Raw genomic sequence first — 18,469 nt, 5'->3', positions numbered from 1 at the left:
TTCAAAATTCGGAATGCTTTAGGCCGACAGCATCAGGTCCATGTTCTGGACCGCGGCACCGGAAGCGCCCTTGCCGAGATTGTCGAGCAGCGCCACGAGATTGACATGCGGGCTGCCTGCCGCGCCGAACACGAACAGCTTCATCCTGTCGGTGTTGACCAGTTCCTCGGCCTCGACGCGGGCAAGCTTGGCGCTTTCTGCGAGCGGCACGACGGTGACGATATCCTGATCCTCGTAATGCGCGACAAGGGCACTGTGAATGCTCTCAAGCGTCGCGCCGTTCGCGAGGTCCTCAAGAAACAGCGGCACCTGCACGATCATGCCCTGCGCGAAACGGCCGACGGATGGCGAAAACAGCGGCGCGCGATCGAGCAGGCCGTGTTCCTTCATCTCGGGCACGTGCTTGTGCTTCAGCGTCAGGCCGTAGAGAAAATTGTTGGCGGAGATGGCATCCTCGCGTGACGCGTCTTCCATCTGGCCGATCAACTGCTTGCCGCCGCCGGTATAGCCGGACACCGCATTGACCGAGACCGGGTAGCCATCCGGCAGGAGACCGGCGGCGCGAAGCGGACGCAGTAGCGCGATCGCGCCGGTCGGATAGCAGCCCGGATTGGCGACGTTGCGGGCAGCCCTGATCTTGTCGGCCTGCGCCTTGTCCAGCTCGGCAAAACCATAGGCCCAGTTCGGATCGACGCGGTAGGCGGTCGAGGTATCGATCACCCGCACGTTGTTGTTGCCGGCAAGCATTGTCACGGCTTCTTTCGAAGCCTCGTCGGGCAGGCAGAGGATCGCGATATCGGCGCTGTTCAGCAGGTCCTCGCGCATCGCGGCATTGCGCCGCTCGGCTTCCGGGATCGACAAGAGCTCGACGTCGCGGCGGTCGGCCATGCGGGTGCGGATCTGCAGCCCTGTCGTGCCGTGTTCGCCGTCGATGAAGATCTTTGCCGTCATGGTCTTTATCCCTGAAATGTCAGTGCCTTGGGGTGAGAGCCGGAATCAGTTTGCCAGCTGCTTGATTCAATGTGTCAACGGGCGGAAAGTCGCTCCGCGCGCAGGCCAAGCATATACATCGCAACCGTTGCCCCGGCAATGGCGGTGATATCGGCGTGGTCATAGGCCGGCGCCACTTCCACCACGTCGGCGCCGCAGATCTCGAGGGCGCCGAGTTTGCGCAGCGCCGACAGGATTTTCGCACTCGACGGACCACCGGCAACGGGCGTTCCTGTACCGGGCGCGTAGGCGGGGTCCAGGCAGTCGATGTCGAAGGTGAGGTAACACGGGCGGTCGCCGACATGGGCAAGGATCGCATCGGCGATGGCCTGGGCGCTCAGGTCCTCCACCTCATGGCCCGGCATGATCCTGATGCCGAAATCCTCAGGCGCATGGGTGCGGATGCCGATCTGGATCGAATGCTCAGGCTCGATCACGCCCTGTCGCACGGCGCGCGCCACGAACGAGCCGTGGTCGATCCGTTCGATCTCGCCGGCCTCGTCCGCATCGTCGCTCCAGGTGTCCTGATGGGCATCGAAATGGACGAGGGCGAGGGGACCGTTGCGGGCCGCATGCGCCCTCAAGAGCGGCCAGGTAACGAAATGATCGCCGCCGAGCGACAGCAGAAACGCGCCCGACTCGATGATCTTCGTCGCCTCCGCCTCGATCAGCCGCGGCGTCTTCCAGTGATGACCGTAGTCGAGCATGACGTCACCATAGTCGATGACCGACATGGCTTCGAAGAGATCACGCGAGAACGGATATTGCGGGTCGTTGTCGAAGATCGCCGAAGCGCGGCGAATGGCCTGGGGTCCGAACCGCGCGCCCGGCCGGTTGGAAACCGCCGCATCGAATGGAATACCGAGGACGACCGCATCGGCGCCGATCAGATCCTTGGTATAGCGCCGCCGCATGAAGGACAGCGCGCCCGCATAGGTCGGGTCGGTGGCAGCATCGCGCAGGGACTTGGCGGTAAAGGCGTTGTCGATGGATTTTGAAGCCATTGCATTCTCCCGGATCGCAGAGAAAGTGCAGTGGGAGTGTCTGGAAGACAAGACCCGGACCGAAGAAAGCCCGAAACGAAAAAGGCGGAGCCGAAGCCCCGCCTTTCGAAATGCAAAGTCTTGAAGCGATTAGCGCTTCGAGAACTGGAAGGACCGGCGGGCCTTCGCCTTACCGTACTTCTTACGCTCGACGACGCGGCTGTCGCGGGTCAGGAAGCCACCCTTCTTCAGAACCGGGCGAAGGCCTGGTTCGAAGTAGGTGAGGGCCTTGGAGACGCCGTGACGAACGGCACCGGCCTGACCGGAAAGACCACCACCGGTGACGGTGGCAATGATGTCGAACTGACCTGTGCGGGCAGCGGCAACCAGCGGCTGCTGAAGGATCATCTGCAGAACCGGACGGGCGAAATACGCCGAGAAGTCGCGACCGTTGATGATGATCTTGCCGGAGCCTGGCTTGACCCAGACGCGGGCAATCGCGTTCTTGCGCTTGCCGGTTGCATAGGAACGGCCTTGTGCATCGACCTTGCGGACGTGAACCGGTGCCTGGCTTTCAGCCGGAGCGAGGTCCTTCAAAGAGGAAAGATCGGCCATGATCAGGCGCTCCTTACGTTCTTGCTGTTCAGCGATGCCACGTCGAGAGCGACCGGCTGCTGTGCTTCATGGGGATGGTTGGAGCCGGCGTATACACGCAGGTTCTTCAACTGGCGACGGCCGAGCGGGCCACGCGGGATCATACGCTCGATCGCCTTTTCGACGACGCGCTCAGGAAAGCGGCCTTCGATGATGGCGCGTGCAGTACGCTCCTTGATGCCACCCGGGTAACCGGTGTGCCAGTAGTACTTCTTGTCTGTGTATTTCTTGCCGGTCAGGACAACCTTTTCAGCGTTGATGATGATGACATTGTCACCGTCGTCGACGTGAGGTGTGTAGGTGACCTTGTGCTTGCCGCGAAGGCGATTGGCAACGAGGGTGGCGAGGCGACCGACAACGAGGCCTTCGGCATCGATGATGATCCACTTCTTCTCCACCTCTGCAGGCTTCTGAACGAAGGTTGACATTGTTTTTCTCTCTCATCTGAACCCAAGACCACCGGAAGACCGGCCGTAAGGGCGTTTTTTGTTGCTTGATTTGCTCGGCTATGCCGACAAAAAAGAAAGCGGGCCTTCGAGAGGTCCGCGATCTGGGCGGCTTATACGACGGAGCCTAAAAAGCGTCAAGCAGCCGGCCCGGAGCGGTCGGAAAAATAGCTCAACGTTTAGAATGACTTACTGATGAGGTAAAATAATACCTCACAAATATTCGGCCGGTGTTTCGTCTCTTACACGACTTCTTGAGAAGGGATACCTTGGTTTGAGCCGCAGCAGGCCGGACGCCTGGCTGGTGGGAAAATGTGATTCCGGAACCGAGTTGGAAGATTTCCATTGCTTTCCTATGTCCAGGTGACTGCATGAAGAGGTTAGAACCATGGCTCACGATCGGTATGACGACGACGTCATCGCTGGCGTCTTGAAAAGCACGAAGACGATTGCGCTGGTCGGCGCATCGCCCAATCCCGACCGGCCCAGCAACCGCGTCATGGGATTTCTGTTGCAGCGCGGCTACCGGGTGTTTCCGGTCAATCCCGGCCAGGCCGGCAAGCAGATCCTCGGTCAGGACGTCTATGCGAGCCTCGCGGATGTGCCCGAACCCGTCGATATGGTCGATGTGTTCCGCGCTTCGGAATATCTGGACAGTGTGGTGGACGAAGCGCTGGCGCTGGATCAGCTGCCCAAGGTCATATGGGCGCAGCTTGGCGTGCGCGACGATCAGGCCGCAGTCAAGGCGGAGGCCGCCGGCATCCAGGTAATCATGGATCGCTGCCCGGCGATCGAGTACCCAAGGCTTGCCCGTCTTCTCGGATAGGGTAAGGGAGCGGGGCAGGTAATTCGCGGACTCTTTTCGCAATCGCTGCGAATGCTGCAACGATATTTCTTGATCGCCGTCGGCCCGCAGGCCCTGCTGTGATGAAACGACCCTAGAGGAGACCGGCATGGCCAACCCGAATTCACGAAGTTCCGGCAATCCCGGATTTTCAACGCTCGCTGTTCATGCCGGCGCCGAGCCCGATCCGACGACCGGCGCCCGGGCGGTGCCGATCTATCAGACGACGTCCTTCGTCTTCAAGGATACCGAACATGCAGCCGCATTGTTCGGGCTGAAGGAATTCGGCAACATCTATACCCGCATCATGAACCCGACGCAGGCCGCGCTGGAGGAAAAGGTGGCGGCGCTCGAAGGCGGCACGGCAGCCCTTGCCGTCGCGTCCGGCCATGCAGCGCAGTTGTTGGTCTTCCACACGGTCATGCAGCCCGGTGACAACTTTGTCGCGGCGCGCAAACTTTATGGCGGTTCGATCAATCAGTTCGGCAACGCATTCCAGAATTTCGGCTGGCAGGTGCGCTGGGCCGATAGCGCCGATCCGGAAAGTTTTGAAAACGAGATCGACGATCGCACCAAGGCGATTTTCGTCGAAAGCCTGGCAAACCCCGGCGGCACCTTCGTCGATATCGCGGCGATTTCGGAGGTGGCCCAGCGTTTCGGAATCCCGCTGATCGTCGACAACACGATGGCGAGCCCCTATCTCGTCCGGCCTCTCGAACACGGCGCCGATATCGTCGTGCACTCGCTCACCAAATTTCTCGGCGGCCACGGCAACTCCATGGGCGGCATCATCGTCGACGGCGGCACGTTCGACTGGTCGCGCTCCGGCAACTACCCGGTACTATCAGAGCCGCGGCCAGAATATTCAGGCATGGTGCTGCACGAAACCTTCGGCAATATCGCCTTTGCGATCGCCGCGCGCGTACTCGGCCTTCGTGACCTGGGACCGGCCATCTCACCCTTCAACGCTTTTCAGATCCAGACGGGGATCGAGACGCTTTCGCTGCGGATGCAGCGCCACTGCGACAACGCGCTTGCGGTCGCTGAATGGCTGAGCCGCCATCCGAAGGTTGGATGGGTGAACTACGCCGGCCTGCCTGACGACCCGAACAATGCTCTGCAGAAGCGCTATTCGCCGAATGGTGCCGGCGCTGTCTTCACCTTTGGCCTGAAGAACGGCTACGAGGCCGGCAAGATCTTCGTGGAGAGCCTTAAGCTCTTCTCGCATCTCGCCAATATCGGCGATACCCGCTCGCTGGTCATCCACCCGGCATCGACCACCCACCGGCAACTTACCGAAGAGCAGCAGATCGCCGCCGGTGCCGGACCTGACGTGGTCCGCCTGTCTGTTGGCATCGAGGATGTGGCAGACCTGATCTCCGACCTCGACCAAGCATTAGCAAGGACTTGAGACACTCATGAAGAACTGGCTGACATTCGATTTGACCGCAATCGAACCGGAGGAGGGCGCACCCGCGCCCGACCGCGTCATCTTCGGCGATCCGAAATTCCTCACCTGGAATTTCGAGGAGGCCGACGGCGGCATCTATGCAGGCGTCTGGGAAGCGACGCCGGGCAAGTGGAAGATCGTCTATGACGAGTGGGAATATTTCCACATCCAGTTCTGCTACTCGATCATCACCGAAGAAGGCGCAGAACCGCTGCATCTGAAGGCCGGCGACAGCATGGTTCTGCGGCCCGGGCTGGTCGCGACCTGGGAAGTGGTGGAGACCACCCGGAAGGATTACGTCATCAGGCTCTGAGCCTGACTGCAGGGCCTCCGGCTGCTCCTATCCCCAGATGAGATCGAGCCGCTCCAGCCCGTGGAAATGGTAGACGTCCTTGACAGTCGGCACCCCGGCCAATTTCAGGCCGGGCAGGCGGCGAAACAGGATGGGCAGAACCGTTTTCAGCTCCAGCCGCGCCAGCGGCGCGCCGATGCAGAAGTGGATGCCGGCGCCGAAGGACAGGTTCTGGCCTTCCTGGCGATCCGGCTTGAACGCCAGCGGATCTGAAAATTTCCTGGGGTCCAGATTGGCGGCGGCGAGGATCAGGCTCACCTTGTCGCCACGCTTCAGGGAAACGCCGTCGATTTCCGCGTCCTCGAGCGCCCAGCGCTGAAAGATATGGACGGGCGCGCACAGCCGCAGCGTCTCTTCCACCGTCCGCTCCGTCGCGGCCTCGTCGCGGAAGAGCTCGGCCGGCGAGAGACCGCTTTCGAGAATCACGCGAACCGAATTGCCGATCTGGTGCACGGTCGCCTCGTGGCCGGCGTTCAAGAGCACGATCGTGGTTGAGACGAGTTCGTCATCGGTCAGATACTGGCCCTTGTGCTCCGTATGGATCATGTGGGTGAGCAGGTCTTCGCGCGGTTCACGCCGGCGCTCGGCAATCAGCGTTTTCACATAGGCTGCGAATTCCCCGGCGGCGCGGTCCGCCGCATGTTCGTCTTCCCGCGAGCGCTTGAACATGTACATGCCGACATAGGCATGGCTCCATTTCAGCAACTGCGGCCCCATCTCGTCCGGAATGCCGATCATCCGGGCGATCATCGTCACGGGAATGATGTCGGCAAAGGCCCAGAGCAGTTCCACCCGGCCTTGGCCGTCGAACGCGTCGATCAGACGCTCCGCAAGCTCGGTAATCTCCGGCCGCAGCTTCTCGATATGGCGGGAGACGAAGGCTCGGTTTACCATTGTCCGCAGCCGCGTATGTTCCGGCGGTTCGATCTCCAGGAGCGAGTGCCGCTCGGCGAGGTCGAAATTTGCAAGATGCGCTTCCGGCTCGGGGAGGCCCAGCTCCTCGCGGCTGGCGACATGCAGGATCTGCCGGCCGAATCGGCGGTCGCGCAGGAGAAGGTTCACATGGTCATAACCTGTGAAGAACCACTGCCGCTGCTCCTCCCAGAAGAAGGTTGGGCAGTGCTGATGCAAAAGCCCGTAGACGCGGTTCGGGTCGCTGTAGAAGGCCGGGTTGCGGCCATCCAGCGAGACGCGACGGGTTTCTGGATCGATGCGGAGGAAATCGGGGATCGCGGTCATGCGGAATGGGTAACTCAATCCGCGGTCCCACGAAAGCCCGTCATTCGTCTGTCGCGATACCCTCGCGCCGCGGATCGGCACTTCCCGCAAGTCCTCGGTCGGTGATCTCGATTGCCTGCAGGCCAGACGTCATTTCGCCGGCCTTCACCTCGTAGCCGAGTGACTTCAGCGGCTCCATCAGCGTCTCGGCCCGCGTTCCGGCTTCGATATCGTATGTCCCGAAACGGTTGATCAGATGCGGCTGGGCGACGATTTGCTCCACCGGCATGCCCCAGTCTATATAGGCGACCAGCGCCTGCGCCACATATCCGATGATCTGGCTGCCGCCGGGCGACCCGATGGCCATCAGCGGCTTGCCGTCCTTCATCACGATCGTCGGCGCCATCGAGGAGCGGGGGCGTTTGCCCGGCTCGACGCGGTTGGCGACCGGCAGGCTGCCATCATGCGTCTTGAAGGAAAAGTCGGTGAGTTCGTTGTTGAGCAGGAACCCGTTGACCATCAGCCGCGATCCGAAACCGTTCTCGATCGTCGTCGTCATGCTGGCGACGTTGCCGTCCTTGTCGACGATTGAGATATGGCTGGTGGAGGGAAGTTCGATCGCCTCGCCGCGGCCGAACAGGAGCGCGTGATCCCAGGTCGGCTCGCCAGCCGTCACGGCATCCTTGGCAAGTGCCTTGTCCGTGTCGAGCAGTCTTGCCCGTTCGCCGAGATATTCCTTTTTGAGGAGACCCTTGATCGGTGCCGGCACGAAATCTGGATCGGCCAGATATCTTTCGCGGTCCGCAAACGCCAGGCGCTGCGCATCGCCGATCAGCCTCCAGCTTTCAACATTGTCCGGCCCGAGCCCCTTCAGATCGAAGTTTTCGAGAATGCCCAGCATCTGGCCGACGGCAACGCCACCGGAGGAGGGTGGGCCCATGCCGCATATATCGAGAGCGCGATAGGCAAGGCAGACGGGTTCCCGCTCCTTGACCCTGTAATTGGCGAAATCGGATAGCGAGAGAACGCCGGGATTGCCCTTTGCCTCGCGCACGGCCTTGACGATCGCCTGCGCAATCGGGCCGGAATAGAAGGCATCGGCGCCGCCAGATGCGATCGTTCGCAGCGTTTCTGCATAGGCGGGGTTCTTGAGGAGAGTGCCGATTTTCAGCGGTGCGCCGCCATCGTCGAAGAAATAGCGGATCGTAGCGTCATCGGTCTTCAGCTTGTCACCTTCGGCCGCAAGCAGAGTGCCGAGCCGGGGTGATACCTCAAAGCCGTCAGTGGCGAGGCGCTCGGCGGCAGTAAACAATCCCGCCCAGTTCGCCTTACCGTATTTGCGGTGGACGGTTTCGAGAAGCCGCACCGTGCCCGGCGTGCCGACCGACCGGCCGCCGACCACGGCTGCCATGAACTTCAACGGCTGACCCTGATCGTCGAGAAAGAGCTTTGGCGTCGCTTCCATCGGCGCCGTCTCGCGGCCGTCTAACGTTGTCAGTTTCTTCGAGGCTGCGTCGTAATAGACTAGGAAGGAGCCGCCGCCGAGGCCGGAACTCTGCGGTTCCACGAGGCCGAGCACGGTCTGCACGGCAACCAGCGCATCGGCAGCACTGCCGCCTTTCTCGATCACTGCACGACCCGCTTCCGCGGCGAGCGGATTGGCGGCGGCGACCATGTAGCGCTTCGTCTCGACCCGCTTGGCCGACGTGACTGCCGATGCCTTTTCCGGCGCGGTCGTGTCCGATGCCTGCTGCGCCGAGGCAACCGAGATCGTCAGGAAACCGGCGAGAACAGTTCCGGAAATTTGCTTCAGCATGGCATGTCTCTCCGCATTTTTGATTTTGCTCGGAGAGAGTGTGGAGCATTGTCGCGCCATTGCAAGACTTTAGGCGGTCGTGGGCAACGGCACTATTGGCTGAGGACGACGATGCGTTTCAGCGACGCCACCTGTTGGGACACGCTGATGTCTTCGAAAGGATCTGCGGCAAACGGTGTTGGGGACGCAAAATCCGTTGACGGTACGATCATGATTTCCTGATCCGTATGAACGGCGGTGCGGTCGCGGCCGCTGGTCTTCGACACGTAAAGAGCCTTGTCGGCAGCGGTTAGCAACACGTCGATATCAGCGTCCTTCGTGGAGCACAGCGAGATGCCGGCGCTGACCGTCACGGCTATCCTGTGTTCGCCGACACTGATTGGATGGCGTCTGAGCGTCGAGCGGATTGCCTCTGCGATACTGGCTGCTTCGACCATATCGGAGACGCGGATGATCGACGCGAACTCCTCACCGCCCATGCGTCCGAACGAGCCGCGGCCGCGCTGAGCCGCCGCACCAATCCGTGCAAAGGCGGAGAGCACGTCATCGCCGGCCTGATGACCGTAGACGTCGTTGATCTGCTTGAACCCGTCGAGATCGAACTGGATGAAAGCAATCATGCTGCCATCCAACGCATCAACGCCCTTCGACCGGTGAAACTCTTCCAGCAGACCGCGGCGGTTGAGCACGCCGGTCAGCGGGTCGGTCCGCGCCAGCTCCTTCAGGGTCAGCTCCGACCGCTCGGTCAGGAGTCGCGCCCCGCAGACGATGCTGCCGACAAAGACGAAAGCCGTCGGGAGATAGAGCCACGGCGAATGCGACGCAGCGACAAGCGCATCCGGTCTACCGATGAACACCATCAGGACAATCAGCGCACAGGAGAAGAACTGTATCCCGATGACGCTGGCAAACACGCGACGGGTGATACTGGGCGGACCGCGATGGTAAAGCAGAATGCCGATGATCATGGCGTGACCGACCATGGCCGCGACGTGGTGAAGGATGGCGCGACTGGCGAAGTCGCCGCGGACGGGGTCGAGAAACATCCCGGCAATCCAGATCAGGGCCGGAATGCCAACATAGGGTTCCACGGGCCGGCGGTCGAGTTGCATCAGGCCCGCAGCCCACAGGCCGATACCCGCAAGAACCATGGTATTGGCGATCTCAATCGAAACGAAGTCCGGGATGTCGCCGCGCATTGCGACCAGAGCTGCGCCAATCCCGTGCACAGCGAAGCCGCTGCCCCAGCTGAGATAAAGTGGTTCGCGCTCATAGTACCAGCGTGAAAAGAGCAGGACGGCGAGCGTCACCGCTTCAGCGGCCCAGATCAACAGACCCGTCAAGATATCCACATCCAGCTCCGTCATTCATTCCCGGCCGCGTCAGTATGCGGCCAAGTCTTTAAGGCTGCGTTGCTGTTTTGCGTCGGTTATTTTGATTAGAATGCTGTCATTTATTCATATCCGCTTTACCCTGCTCGATCAAAAATGCTTGGATGGCCGTCGATACTTCTCTTTTGCCTCTGGTATATGAGAGTTGTTGCATTATCGGTCAGCCTCGCGCATCCCAAGCCGATTAAGGATATCGGGCTCTCCGTCTTGAAGTACCCGGCGGTGACACTCTATGTAGGAGATAACCCATTCCAATGATTCCGGAGCGCATCGCCGCCTTCGGCGATGCATTTGACAAAGGACGGACATGAGAAATCCAGTTGATACCGCAATGGCCTTGGTGCCGATGGTCGTTGAGCAGACCAATCGCGGTGAACGCTCCTACGATATCTACTCGCGCCTCCTGAAGGAGCGCATCATCTTCGTCACCGGTCCGGTGGAAGATTACATGGCGTCGCTCGTTTGCGCCCAGCTGCTTTTCCTTGAGGCTGAAAATCCGAAGAAGGAAATCGCGCTCTACATCAATTCGCCAGGTGGTGTCGTCACCGCCGGCATGTCGATCTACGACACGATGCAGTTCATCAAGCCGGCCGTATCGACGCTCTGCATTGGTCAGGCCGCGTCGATGGGCTCGCTGCTGCTGTGCGCCGGCGAGAAGGGCATGCGTTTTGCAATGCCGAACTCGCGTATCATGGTCCACCAGCCCTCCGGCGGCTTTACCGGTCAGGCGTCGGACATCGAACGTCACGCCCGCGACATTCTGAAGATGAAGCGCCGTTTGAACGACGTTTACGTGAAGCACACCGGCCGTACGCTTGAGGAAGTTGAAAAAACTCTCGATCGTGACCACTTCATGACCGCCGACGAAGCTCAGGACTGGGGCGTCGTCGACAAGATCCTGACCACGCGTCAGGAAATGGAAGGCGTTTCGGCGTCTTGAGGCAATAGTGGCATCCGTGCTGCTCACCCGGATTTGAGTGATTTCGGGGGTTTCAAGTGGCACGGAACGCGCTATTAGTACCTATTAAGGCTGTGTTGAGTGTTTATGACATAGCATTGGCGTCTTAGGGGTTTCGTTGCAGCCGGTCATTCTGGACCTGCGAAAGCGAGTTTAAGGCCGGTAGAGTACCCCTTGAGCGAAGACAGGCGCGGCATGGCGTCCGCGCGTGTCGACAGCGACAAAGTTGACCGCGACCGTCTGGACAGGCGGATAGGCGGAGTGCTGGAAGGAAAGTGATATGAGCAAAGTCAGCGGCGGCAACGGCGGCGACTCCAAGAATACCCTGTATTGCTCCTTCTGCGGAAAGAGCCAGCACGAGGTCCGCAAGCTGATTGCCGGCCCGACCGTATTCATCTGCGATGAATGCGTCGAATTGTGCATGGACATCATTCGCGAAGAGAACAAGTCTTCGATGGTGAAGTCCCGTGAAGGCGTTCCCACGCCGCAGGACATCATCAAGGTCCTCGACGAGTACGTCATCGGCCAGAAGCAGGCCAAGCGTATTCTGTCGGTCGCAGTCCACAATCATTACAAGCGTCTCGCGCATGCCTCAAAGGGCGGCGATGTCGAGCTTGCGAAGTCGAACATCATGCTCGTCGGTCCGACGGGTTGCGGCAAGACCTATCTTGCCCAGACGCTCGCGCGCATCATCGACGTGCCCTTCACGATGGCCGACGCGACGACACTCACGGAAGCCGGCTATGTCGGTGAAGACGTGGAAAACATCATTCTGAAGCTGCTTCAGTCTGCGGATTACAATGTCGAGCGCGCCCAGCGCGGCATCGTCTACATCGACGAAGTCGACAAGATCTCCCGCAAGTCGGACAACCCTTCGATCACCCGCGACGTGTCGGGCGAGGGCGTCCAGCAGGCGCTTCTGAAGATCATGGAAGGCACGGTTGCATCGGTTCCGCCGCAGGGTGGTCGCAAGCATCCGCAGCAGGAATTCCTGCAGGTCGACACGACGAACATCCTGTTCATCTGCGGCGGCGCCTTTGCCGGTCTCGACAAGATCATCTCTGCCCGTGGCGAGAAGACCTCGATCGGTTTCGGTGCATCCGTCCAGTCTCCGGACGATCGTCGCGTTGGCGAAGTGCTGCGCGAACTGGAGCCGGAAGATCTGGTCAAGTTCGGTCTCATTCCGGAATTCATTGGTCGTCTGCCGGTTCTGGCAACGCTCGAGGATCTCGATGAGGATGCGCTGATCCAGATCCTGTCGGAGCCGAAGAACGCGCTGATCAAGCAGTACCAGCGCCTGTTCGAGATGGAAGACGTCGAACTGACGTTCCACGAGGACGCGCTGCGCGAGATCGCCAAGCGCGCCATCATCCGCAAGACGGGTGCTCGTGGTCTTCGCTCGATCATGGAAAAGATCCTGCTCGACACGATGTTCGAGCTGCCGGCGCTGGAAGGCGTTCGCGAAGTGGTCATTTCCGACGATGTGGTGCGGGGCAATGCACGTCCGCTCTACATCTACGCCGACAGGCAGGAAGAAAAGGCCAACGTTTCGGCCTGATCCTCAGCGGTCATAGCGACATTGAGAAGGGGCCCCATTGGGGCCTCTTTTTCGTTTTAGCCTCGGCTATTGTTTTAGGCCGTATTACACGATTTTTGCACTGCAAAGAGTTGCAAGATAATCCGCTTGATTTAGACAGGGTCAGGGATGAACCTTTCCGTTCCGGCTGCTTCGCACCTTTTGTGCGTGTGACGTTGATTTCGGACCTCGTCTCGAAAAGCTTTGTCGGCAAGAACGGTGGCGCGTCCGTGCTGAAGAGCTGACATTTTGCGTAAGGCGTTATGCGTGGGCGCTTTGTCTGACGGCTGGTTGCACAAGGTGCAGTGCAGCGACCTTGCAAGGCTTGAAAACGATCTGTGAAAACTCCACTTTTAGCGGGAGTGAAGTGCTTGGGTAATTTCTCAAGCCATCCCGGCAACGGGACGATGGAAAGGAAATGACATGACGAATTCAACGTCTGCGGCATCCGGCGCTGAGACCTATCCGGTCCTGCCTCTGCGCGACATTGTGGTCTTCCCGCACATGATCGTGCCGCTGTTCGTCGGACGGGAAAAGTCCATTCGGGCGCTTGAAGAGGTCATGGGTTCCGACAAGCAGATCATGCTCGTCACCCAGATCAATGCCAGCGACGACGATCCTGAGCCTGAGCAGATCTACAAGGTCGGCACGGTGGCCAATGTGCTGCAGCTCCTGAAGCTCCCGGACGGAACCGTCAAGGTTCTGGTCGAAGGCAAGGCGCGCGCCCAGATCTCCGAATACAGTGACCGCGACGAGTTCTACGAAGCCAAGGCCGAGATTCTGGCCGAGCCCGATGAGGACGCCGTTGAGGTGGAAGCGCTGTCGCGCTCCGTGGTTTCCGAATTCGAGAACTACGTGAAGCTCAACAAGAAGATCTCTCCTGAAGTCGTTGGTGCCGCGAGCCAGATCGAGGACTACTCGAAGCTGGCCGACACGGTCGCCTCGCACCTGTCGATCAAGATCACTGAAAAGCAGGAAATGCTCGAAACGGTCTCGATCAAGCTGCGGCTTGAAAAGGCCCTCGGCTTCATGGAAGGCGAAATCTCCGTCCTCCAGGTTGAGAAGCGCATCCGCTCGCGCGTCAAGCGCCAGATGGAAAAGACCCAGCGCGAGTATTACCTCAACGAGCAGATGAAGGCGATCCAGAAGGAACTCGGCGACGGCGACGAAGGCCGTGACGAGATGGCCGAACTGGAAGAGCGCATCGGCAAGACCAAGCTTTCCAAGGAAGCCAAGGAAAAGGCCGACGCCGAGCTGAAGAAGCTGAAGCAGATGAGCCCGATGTCGGCGGAAGCCACCGTCGTGCGCAACTATCTCGACTGGCTGCTCGGTATTCCGTGGTCCAAGAAGTCGAAGATCAAGACCGATCTTAACGCGGCCGAAAAGGTCCTCGAACTGGATCACTTCGGTCTCGACAAGGTCAAGGAACGCATCGTCGAGTATCTCGCCGTGCAGGCCCGCGCCACCAAGCTCAAGGGCCCGATCCTCTGCCTCGTCGGTCCTCCGGGCGTCGGCAAGACGTCTCTTGCCCAGTCGATCGCCAAGGCGACCGGCCGCGAGTACGTGCGCATGGCACTCGGTGGCGTTCGTGACGAAGCCGAAATCCGTGGTCACCGCCGCACCTACATCGGCTCGATGCCCGGCAAGGTCATCCAGTCTATGAAGAAGGCGAAGAAGTCCAACCCGCTCTTCCTGCTCGACGAAATCGACAAGATGGGCTCGGACTTCCGCGGAGATCCGTCGTCGGCCCTGCTCGAAGTGCTCGATCCAGCGCAGAACTCGACCTTCATGGACCACTACCTTGAGGTCGAATACGATCTGTCCGACGTGATGTTCATCACCACGGCGAACACGCTGAACATCCCAGGTCCCCTGATGGACCGCATGGAAGTGATCCGCATCGCCGGGTACACCGAGGATGAGAAGCGGGAGATCGCCAAGCGTCACCTTCTGCCGAAGGCGATCCGGGACCATGCGCTGCAGCCGAAGGAATTCTCGGTGTCGGACGATGCCCTGATGGCGATCAGCCAGCAGTACACGCGCGAAGCCGGCGTTCGCTCCTTCGAGCGCGAGCTGATGAAGCTCGCCCGCAAGGCCGTGACCGAGATCATCAAGGGCAAGACGAAGTCGGTTGCGGTTACCGCTGCCAACATTTCGGATTACCTTGGCGTTCCGCGTTTCCGTCACGGCGAAGCCGAGGGTGAGGATCAGGTCGGCGTCGTCACGGGTCTTGCCTGGACAGAAGTCGGCGGTGAGCTTCTCACCATCGAAGGCGTCATGATGCCGGGCAAGGGTCGCATGACCGTCACCGGCAACCTCAAGGACGTGATGAAGGAATCGATTTCGGCTGCGGCATCCTATGTCCGCTCCCGTGCCGTCGATTTCGGCATCGAGCCGCCGCGCTTCGACAAGTCGGATATCCACGTGCACGTGCCGGAGGGTGCGACGCCGAAGGACGGTCCGTCGGCCGGTGTGGGCATGGCAACCGCGATCGTTTCGATCATGACCGGCATTCCTGTACGCAAGGATGTCGCCATGACCGGCGAAATCACGTTGCGCGGCCGGGTGCTGCCGATCGGTGGTCTCAAGGAAAAACTCCTTGCGGCTCTGCGCGGCAACATCAAGGTTGTGCTGATCCCGGAGGAGAACGCGAAGGACCTCGCGGACATTCCGGACAACGTGAAAAACGGCATGGAGATCATCCCGGTGTCGCGTATGGGCGAGGTGATCAAGCACGCTTTGGTTCGCCTTCCCGAACCGATCGAGTGGGATGGCACGGTGGAGACACCGGTCATTGCGACGGTTGACGGTGCCGACGACTCGTCGACAACGATCGCTCACTAAGCGGTGCCTTGAAGCCGCCACGAACTGATAAAAAAGCCGGCGAAAGCCGGCTTTTTTTGTGAAAAATGCCCAAGACCCCTTGTTTTTCAGGCTTTTTCGGAGCCTTTGGGTTGCCAAGTGCCGACGCAAAACTATTGTCGGCGCCGACCAAATGAGTCGTTCCAAAACCGTTGAAAGGGTGGAAATATGAACAAGACCGAACTGGTGTCCGCAGTGGCCGAAAAAGCCGGCCTCTCCAAGGCTGATGCCGCCTCTGCAGTCGATGCCGTTTTCGAGACTGTCCAGGCCGAACTGAAGAATGGTGGCGACATTCGCCTCGCTGGCTTCGGCAGCTTCTCCGTTTCGCGTCGCGAAGCATCCAAGGGCCGCAACCCGTCCACGGGCGCTGAAGTCGATATCCCGGCTCGCAACGTTCCGAAGTTCTCGGCCGGCAAGGGTCTCAAGGAAGCTGTTAACAGCTGATCGAAAGCATCTGGCGGCCTGCCGCCGTGATGCAAAGCGTTGAGAAGGCCCGGTGAGAACCGGGCCTTTTTCGTTGAACGAAAAGCGTGTTCGAGCCTTATCCGCAGGTCCGTTCTTTCTGCGTCCAAAACTGTCATCCGCCTGTCATGACAGTGCAGCACAAGCCGAGTGTAGTTTCACGGAGGCTTCCCATGACATTCTCGACACGCGCCGCTTTGACCGCGCTCCTCCTCGGCTCCGTTGCAGCTCCTGCCGGCGCCGAGCAAGTCTTCAACCGCATTGCATCCTTCCCGGTCGCCCAGAACCTGCCCAAGGGCGAGGACAAGGCGACCTCGTCGGAAATCATCACGGCCACCGCCGACGGCAACACGCTCATCTATTCCGATGCGCCGGGCGGCACGATTGGCTTTATCGACATCACCGACGCAAAAGCGCCGAAGGCAGGCGGCTCGGTCAAGATCGACGGCGAGCCGAACTCGGTCGCCGCAGTCGGTGCGAAGGTTCTCGTCACCATCGATCGGACCAAGGACCTCACCAAGCCCGCAGGCCAGCTCGGTGTGGTCGATATCGCCTCCCGGAAACTCGAGAACACCTGTGATCTCGGCGGCCAGCCGGACTCGGTCGTCATCTCGCCGGATGGCACGTTTGCGGCCATTGCCATCGAGAACCAGCGCGACGAAAAGCTCAACGACGGCGCTCTTCCGCAGCTGCCGGCCGGTGAATTGCAGATTGTCACCCTGAACAATGGCGTGCCGGTTTGCGACAGCATCCGTCACGTCGATCTGACGGGACTGTCCACCGTCGCTCCTGAGGATCCCGAGCCTGAATTCGTCAATATCAACGCCAACGGCGAAATCGTCGTGACGCTGCAGGAAAATAACCACATCGTCATCGTCGACAGCAAGACCGCAAAGGTTACCGCCCATTTCACGGCCGGCACGGTTGATCTCGATGGCGTTGACACCAAGACCGACGGCGCACTGACCTTCTCCGGCAAGCTCACGGCCATTCCCCGCGAACCGGATGCGGTGAAGTGGCTCGGTACCGATCGTTTCGTTGTCGCCAACGAAGGTGACTACAAGGGCGGGTCGCGCGGCTTCACCATCTTCGACCGCACCGGCAAGGTTCTATACGACGCCGGCACATCGCTCGAATATGCCGTAGCCCGCGTCGGTCACTTCCCGGAAAAGCGTGCCAAGAACAAGGGCATCGAGCCGGAAGGGCTGGAAGCTGCGACCTTCAACGGTCAGAAGTATTTCTTTGTCCTGTCGGAACGCGGTTCGATGATCGCGGTCTACAAGGATACCGGCGCGGAGCCGGAACTGGTGCAGCTTCTGCCATCCGGCATCTCGCCTGAAGGTGCCGTTGCCATTCCCGGCCGCAACCTGCTCGCGTCTGCCAACGAAGCCGATCTCGGCGAAGACGGCGGTGCCCGCTCGCATGTCATGATCTACGAGCTTGGCGAAGGCGAAAAGGCCTATCCGATGCTGGTCTCCAAGGATGTCGACGGCAAGCCGCTCGGCTGGGGCGCCATGTCGGGCCTCGTCGGTGATGCGGAGAAGGACGGCATTCTCTACGCAGTCAGCGATAGCGTCTATGCCATGCAGCCCTCGATCTTCACCATCGACGCCACCAAGAAGCCGGCCGAAATCACCAGTGTCGTGCGTGTGACCCGCAACGGTCAGCCGGCCCAGAAGCTCGATATCGAAGGTATCGCACTCGACGGCAAGGGTGGCTTCTGGCTGGCTTCCGAAGGCGACAGTGCCAAGTTCGTTGGTCACGGCATCTACAACGTCAGCGCAAAGGGCGAGATCAAGTCCGAGATCGCGCTGCCTGCAGAACTTCTGGCAGGCGAAACCCGCTTCGGCCTCGAAGGCATCACCACAACCGGTTCCGGCGACGACCTGACACTCTGGATGGCAATCCAGCGCGAATGGAAGGACGATCCGAAGGGCCAGGTGAAGCTTCTGTCCTACAAGCCGAAGTCCAAGGAATGGGCCGCCGTTCGCTACCCGCTCGAAAAGACCGAAAAAGGCTGGGTCGGCCTGTCGGAAATTACGGCCCGCGGTGACTACCTCTACATCATCGAGCGCGACAACCTGATCGGCGACAAGGCAAAGCTCAAGAAGCTCTACCGTGTGGCAATCGCCGATCTGAAGCCGGCGAAGCTTGGAGGAGAGCTGCCGCTCGTCACCAAGCAGGAGGTTCACGACTTCCTGCCCGACCTGAAGAACGCCACCAACGGATACGTGGTCGACAAGCTCGAAGGTTTCGCCTTCGACAAGTCCGGCAAGGCCTTCGCCATCACCGACAATGACGGCGTCGATGACAGTTCTGGTGAGACGCTGTTCTTCCCGGTTGAGATCAAGGCGACCAACTAAACCGTTCATCAACAGGAAAAGGCCGGGTGTTTTCGCACCCGGCCTTTTTTATTGCCGATGCGTGACTTAAGTCTGTCGTTCCCGATGTGTTCCAGCAGCCGAGT

At 60.1% G+C, this 18,469-nt stretch carries 15 protein-coding genes; 8 read left to right on the top strand and 7 right to left on the bottom strand.

Going from position 1 to position 18,469, the window contains the following annotated elements:
• Positions 1-18: 18 nt before the first annotated feature.
• From argC to rplM, 4 genes are all read right to left on the bottom strand, one after another.
• Positions 19-951, bottom strand: coding sequence for an N-acetyl-gamma-glutamyl-phosphate reductase (gene argC / locus AC0JZ8_RS16595; protein WP_471892975.1), 933 nt, complete (start codon positions 949-951; stop codon positions 19-21).
• A 74-nt stretch (positions 952-1,025) separates the two neighbouring features.
• Positions 1,026-1,994 carry an agmatinase gene (gene speB / locus AC0JZ8_RS16590; RefSeq protein WP_471892974.1) on the bottom strand — a complete coding sequence of 323 codons (969 nt, stop codon included), beginning with the start codon at positions 1,992-1,994 and terminating at the stop codon, positions 1,026-1,028.
• Between the two features lie 129 nt (positions 1,995-2,123).
• Positions 2,124-2,588 (bottom strand): 30S ribosomal protein S9, encoded by a 465-nt coding sequence (gene rpsI, locus AC0JZ8_RS16585; protein WP_062453256.1) that lies wholly within the window; start codon positions 2,586-2,588, stop codon positions 2,124-2,126.
• Between the two features lie 2 nt (positions 2,589-2,590).
• A complete protein-coding gene (rplM, locus tag AC0JZ8_RS16580) occupies positions 2,591-3,055 on the bottom strand; it encodes a 50S ribosomal protein L13 (RefSeq protein ID WP_062453255.1) in 465 nt (154 codons plus the stop codon).
• A gap of 406 nt (positions 3,056-3,461) precedes the next feature.
• On the opposite strand from rplM, the gene AC0JZ8_RS16575 reads away from it, so the two are divergent.
• From AC0JZ8_RS16575 to AC0JZ8_RS16565, 3 genes are all read left to right on the top strand, one after another.
• On the top strand, positions 3,462-3,899 hold the full coding sequence (locus tag AC0JZ8_RS16575; RefSeq protein ID WP_471892973.1) for a CoA-binding protein: 438 nt from the start codon (positions 3,462-3,464) through the stop codon (positions 3,897-3,899).
• Positions 3,900-4,026: 127 nt separating this feature from the next.
• On the top strand, positions 4,027-5,328 hold the full coding sequence (locus tag AC0JZ8_RS16570) for an O-acetylhomoserine aminocarboxypropyltransferase (RefSeq protein WP_471892972.1): 1,302 nt from the start codon (positions 4,027-4,029) through the stop codon (positions 5,326-5,328).
• Positions 5,329-5,335: 7 nt separating this feature from the next.
• Positions 5,336-5,680, top strand: a complete 345-nt coding sequence (locus AC0JZ8_RS16565; protein WP_471892971.1) for a cupin domain-containing protein — start codon at positions 5,336-5,338, stop codon at positions 5,678-5,680.
• Positions 5,681-5,707: 27 nt separating this feature from the next.
• On the opposite strand, the gene AC0JZ8_RS16560 is transcribed toward AC0JZ8_RS16565, so the two are convergent.
• The 3 genes from AC0JZ8_RS16560 to AC0JZ8_RS16550 form a co-directional block, all read right to left on the bottom strand.
• The gene (locus AC0JZ8_RS16560) at positions 5,708-6,958 is read right to left on the bottom strand and encodes a cytochrome P450 (protein ID WP_471893385.1); all 1,251 of its coding nucleotides are present in this window, start codon (positions 6,956-6,958) and stop codon (positions 5,708-5,710) included.
• 40 nt (positions 6,959-6,998) lie between these two features.
• Positions 6,999-8,753 (bottom strand): gamma-glutamyltransferase, encoded by a 1,755-nt coding sequence (gene ggt, locus AC0JZ8_RS16555; protein WP_471892970.1) that lies wholly within the window; start codon positions 8,751-8,753, stop codon positions 6,999-7,001.
• 92 nt (positions 8,754-8,845) lie between these two features.
• The gene (locus tag AC0JZ8_RS16550) at positions 8,846-10,105 is read right to left on the bottom strand and encodes a diguanylate cyclase (protein ID WP_192086719.1); all 1,260 of its coding nucleotides are present in this window, start codon (positions 10,103-10,105) and stop codon (positions 8,846-8,848) included.
• A 346-nt stretch (positions 10,106-10,451) separates the two neighbouring features.
• On the opposite strand from AC0JZ8_RS16550, the gene clpP reads away from it, so the two are divergent.
• The 5 genes from clpP (at position 10,452) to AC0JZ8_RS16525 (ending at position 18,365) form a co-directional block, all read left to right on the top strand.
• Positions 10,452-11,084, top strand: a complete 633-nt coding sequence (gene clpP / locus AC0JZ8_RS16545; protein WP_062453248.1) for an ATP-dependent Clp endopeptidase proteolytic subunit ClpP — start codon at positions 10,452-10,454, stop codon at positions 11,082-11,084.
• Positions 11,085-11,382: 298 nt separating this feature from the next.
• The gene (gene clpX / locus AC0JZ8_RS16540) at positions 11,383-12,660 is read left to right on the top strand and encodes an ATP-dependent Clp protease ATP-binding subunit ClpX (RefSeq protein WP_062453247.1); all 1,278 of its coding nucleotides are present in this window, start codon (positions 11,383-11,385) and stop codon (positions 12,658-12,660) included.
• A 441-nt stretch (positions 12,661-13,101) separates the two neighbouring features.
• On the top strand, positions 13,102-15,522 hold the full coding sequence (lon, locus tag AC0JZ8_RS16535) for an endopeptidase La (RefSeq protein WP_192086718.1): 2,421 nt from the start codon (positions 13,102-13,104) through the stop codon (positions 15,520-15,522).
• Positions 15,523-15,708: 186 nt separating this feature from the next.
• Entirely contained in the window at positions 15,709-15,984 is a 276-nt protein-coding gene (gene hupB, locus AC0JZ8_RS16530; RefSeq protein WP_062453245.1) for a DNA-binding protein HupB, read from the top strand.
• Positions 15,985-16,175: 191 nt separating this feature from the next.
• Positions 16,176-18,365, top strand: coding sequence for an esterase-like activity of phytase family protein (locus tag AC0JZ8_RS16525; RefSeq protein WP_471892969.1), 2,190 nt, complete (start codon positions 16,176-16,178; stop codon positions 18,363-18,365).
• The last annotated feature ends 104 nt before the right edge of the window (positions 18,366-18,469 follow it).

This window comes from Velazquezella soli (genome assembly GCF_977018685.1).
The sequence above is the reverse complement of the archived record's forward strand: the minus strand, read 5'-3'. Positions and strand labels throughout refer to the sequence as shown.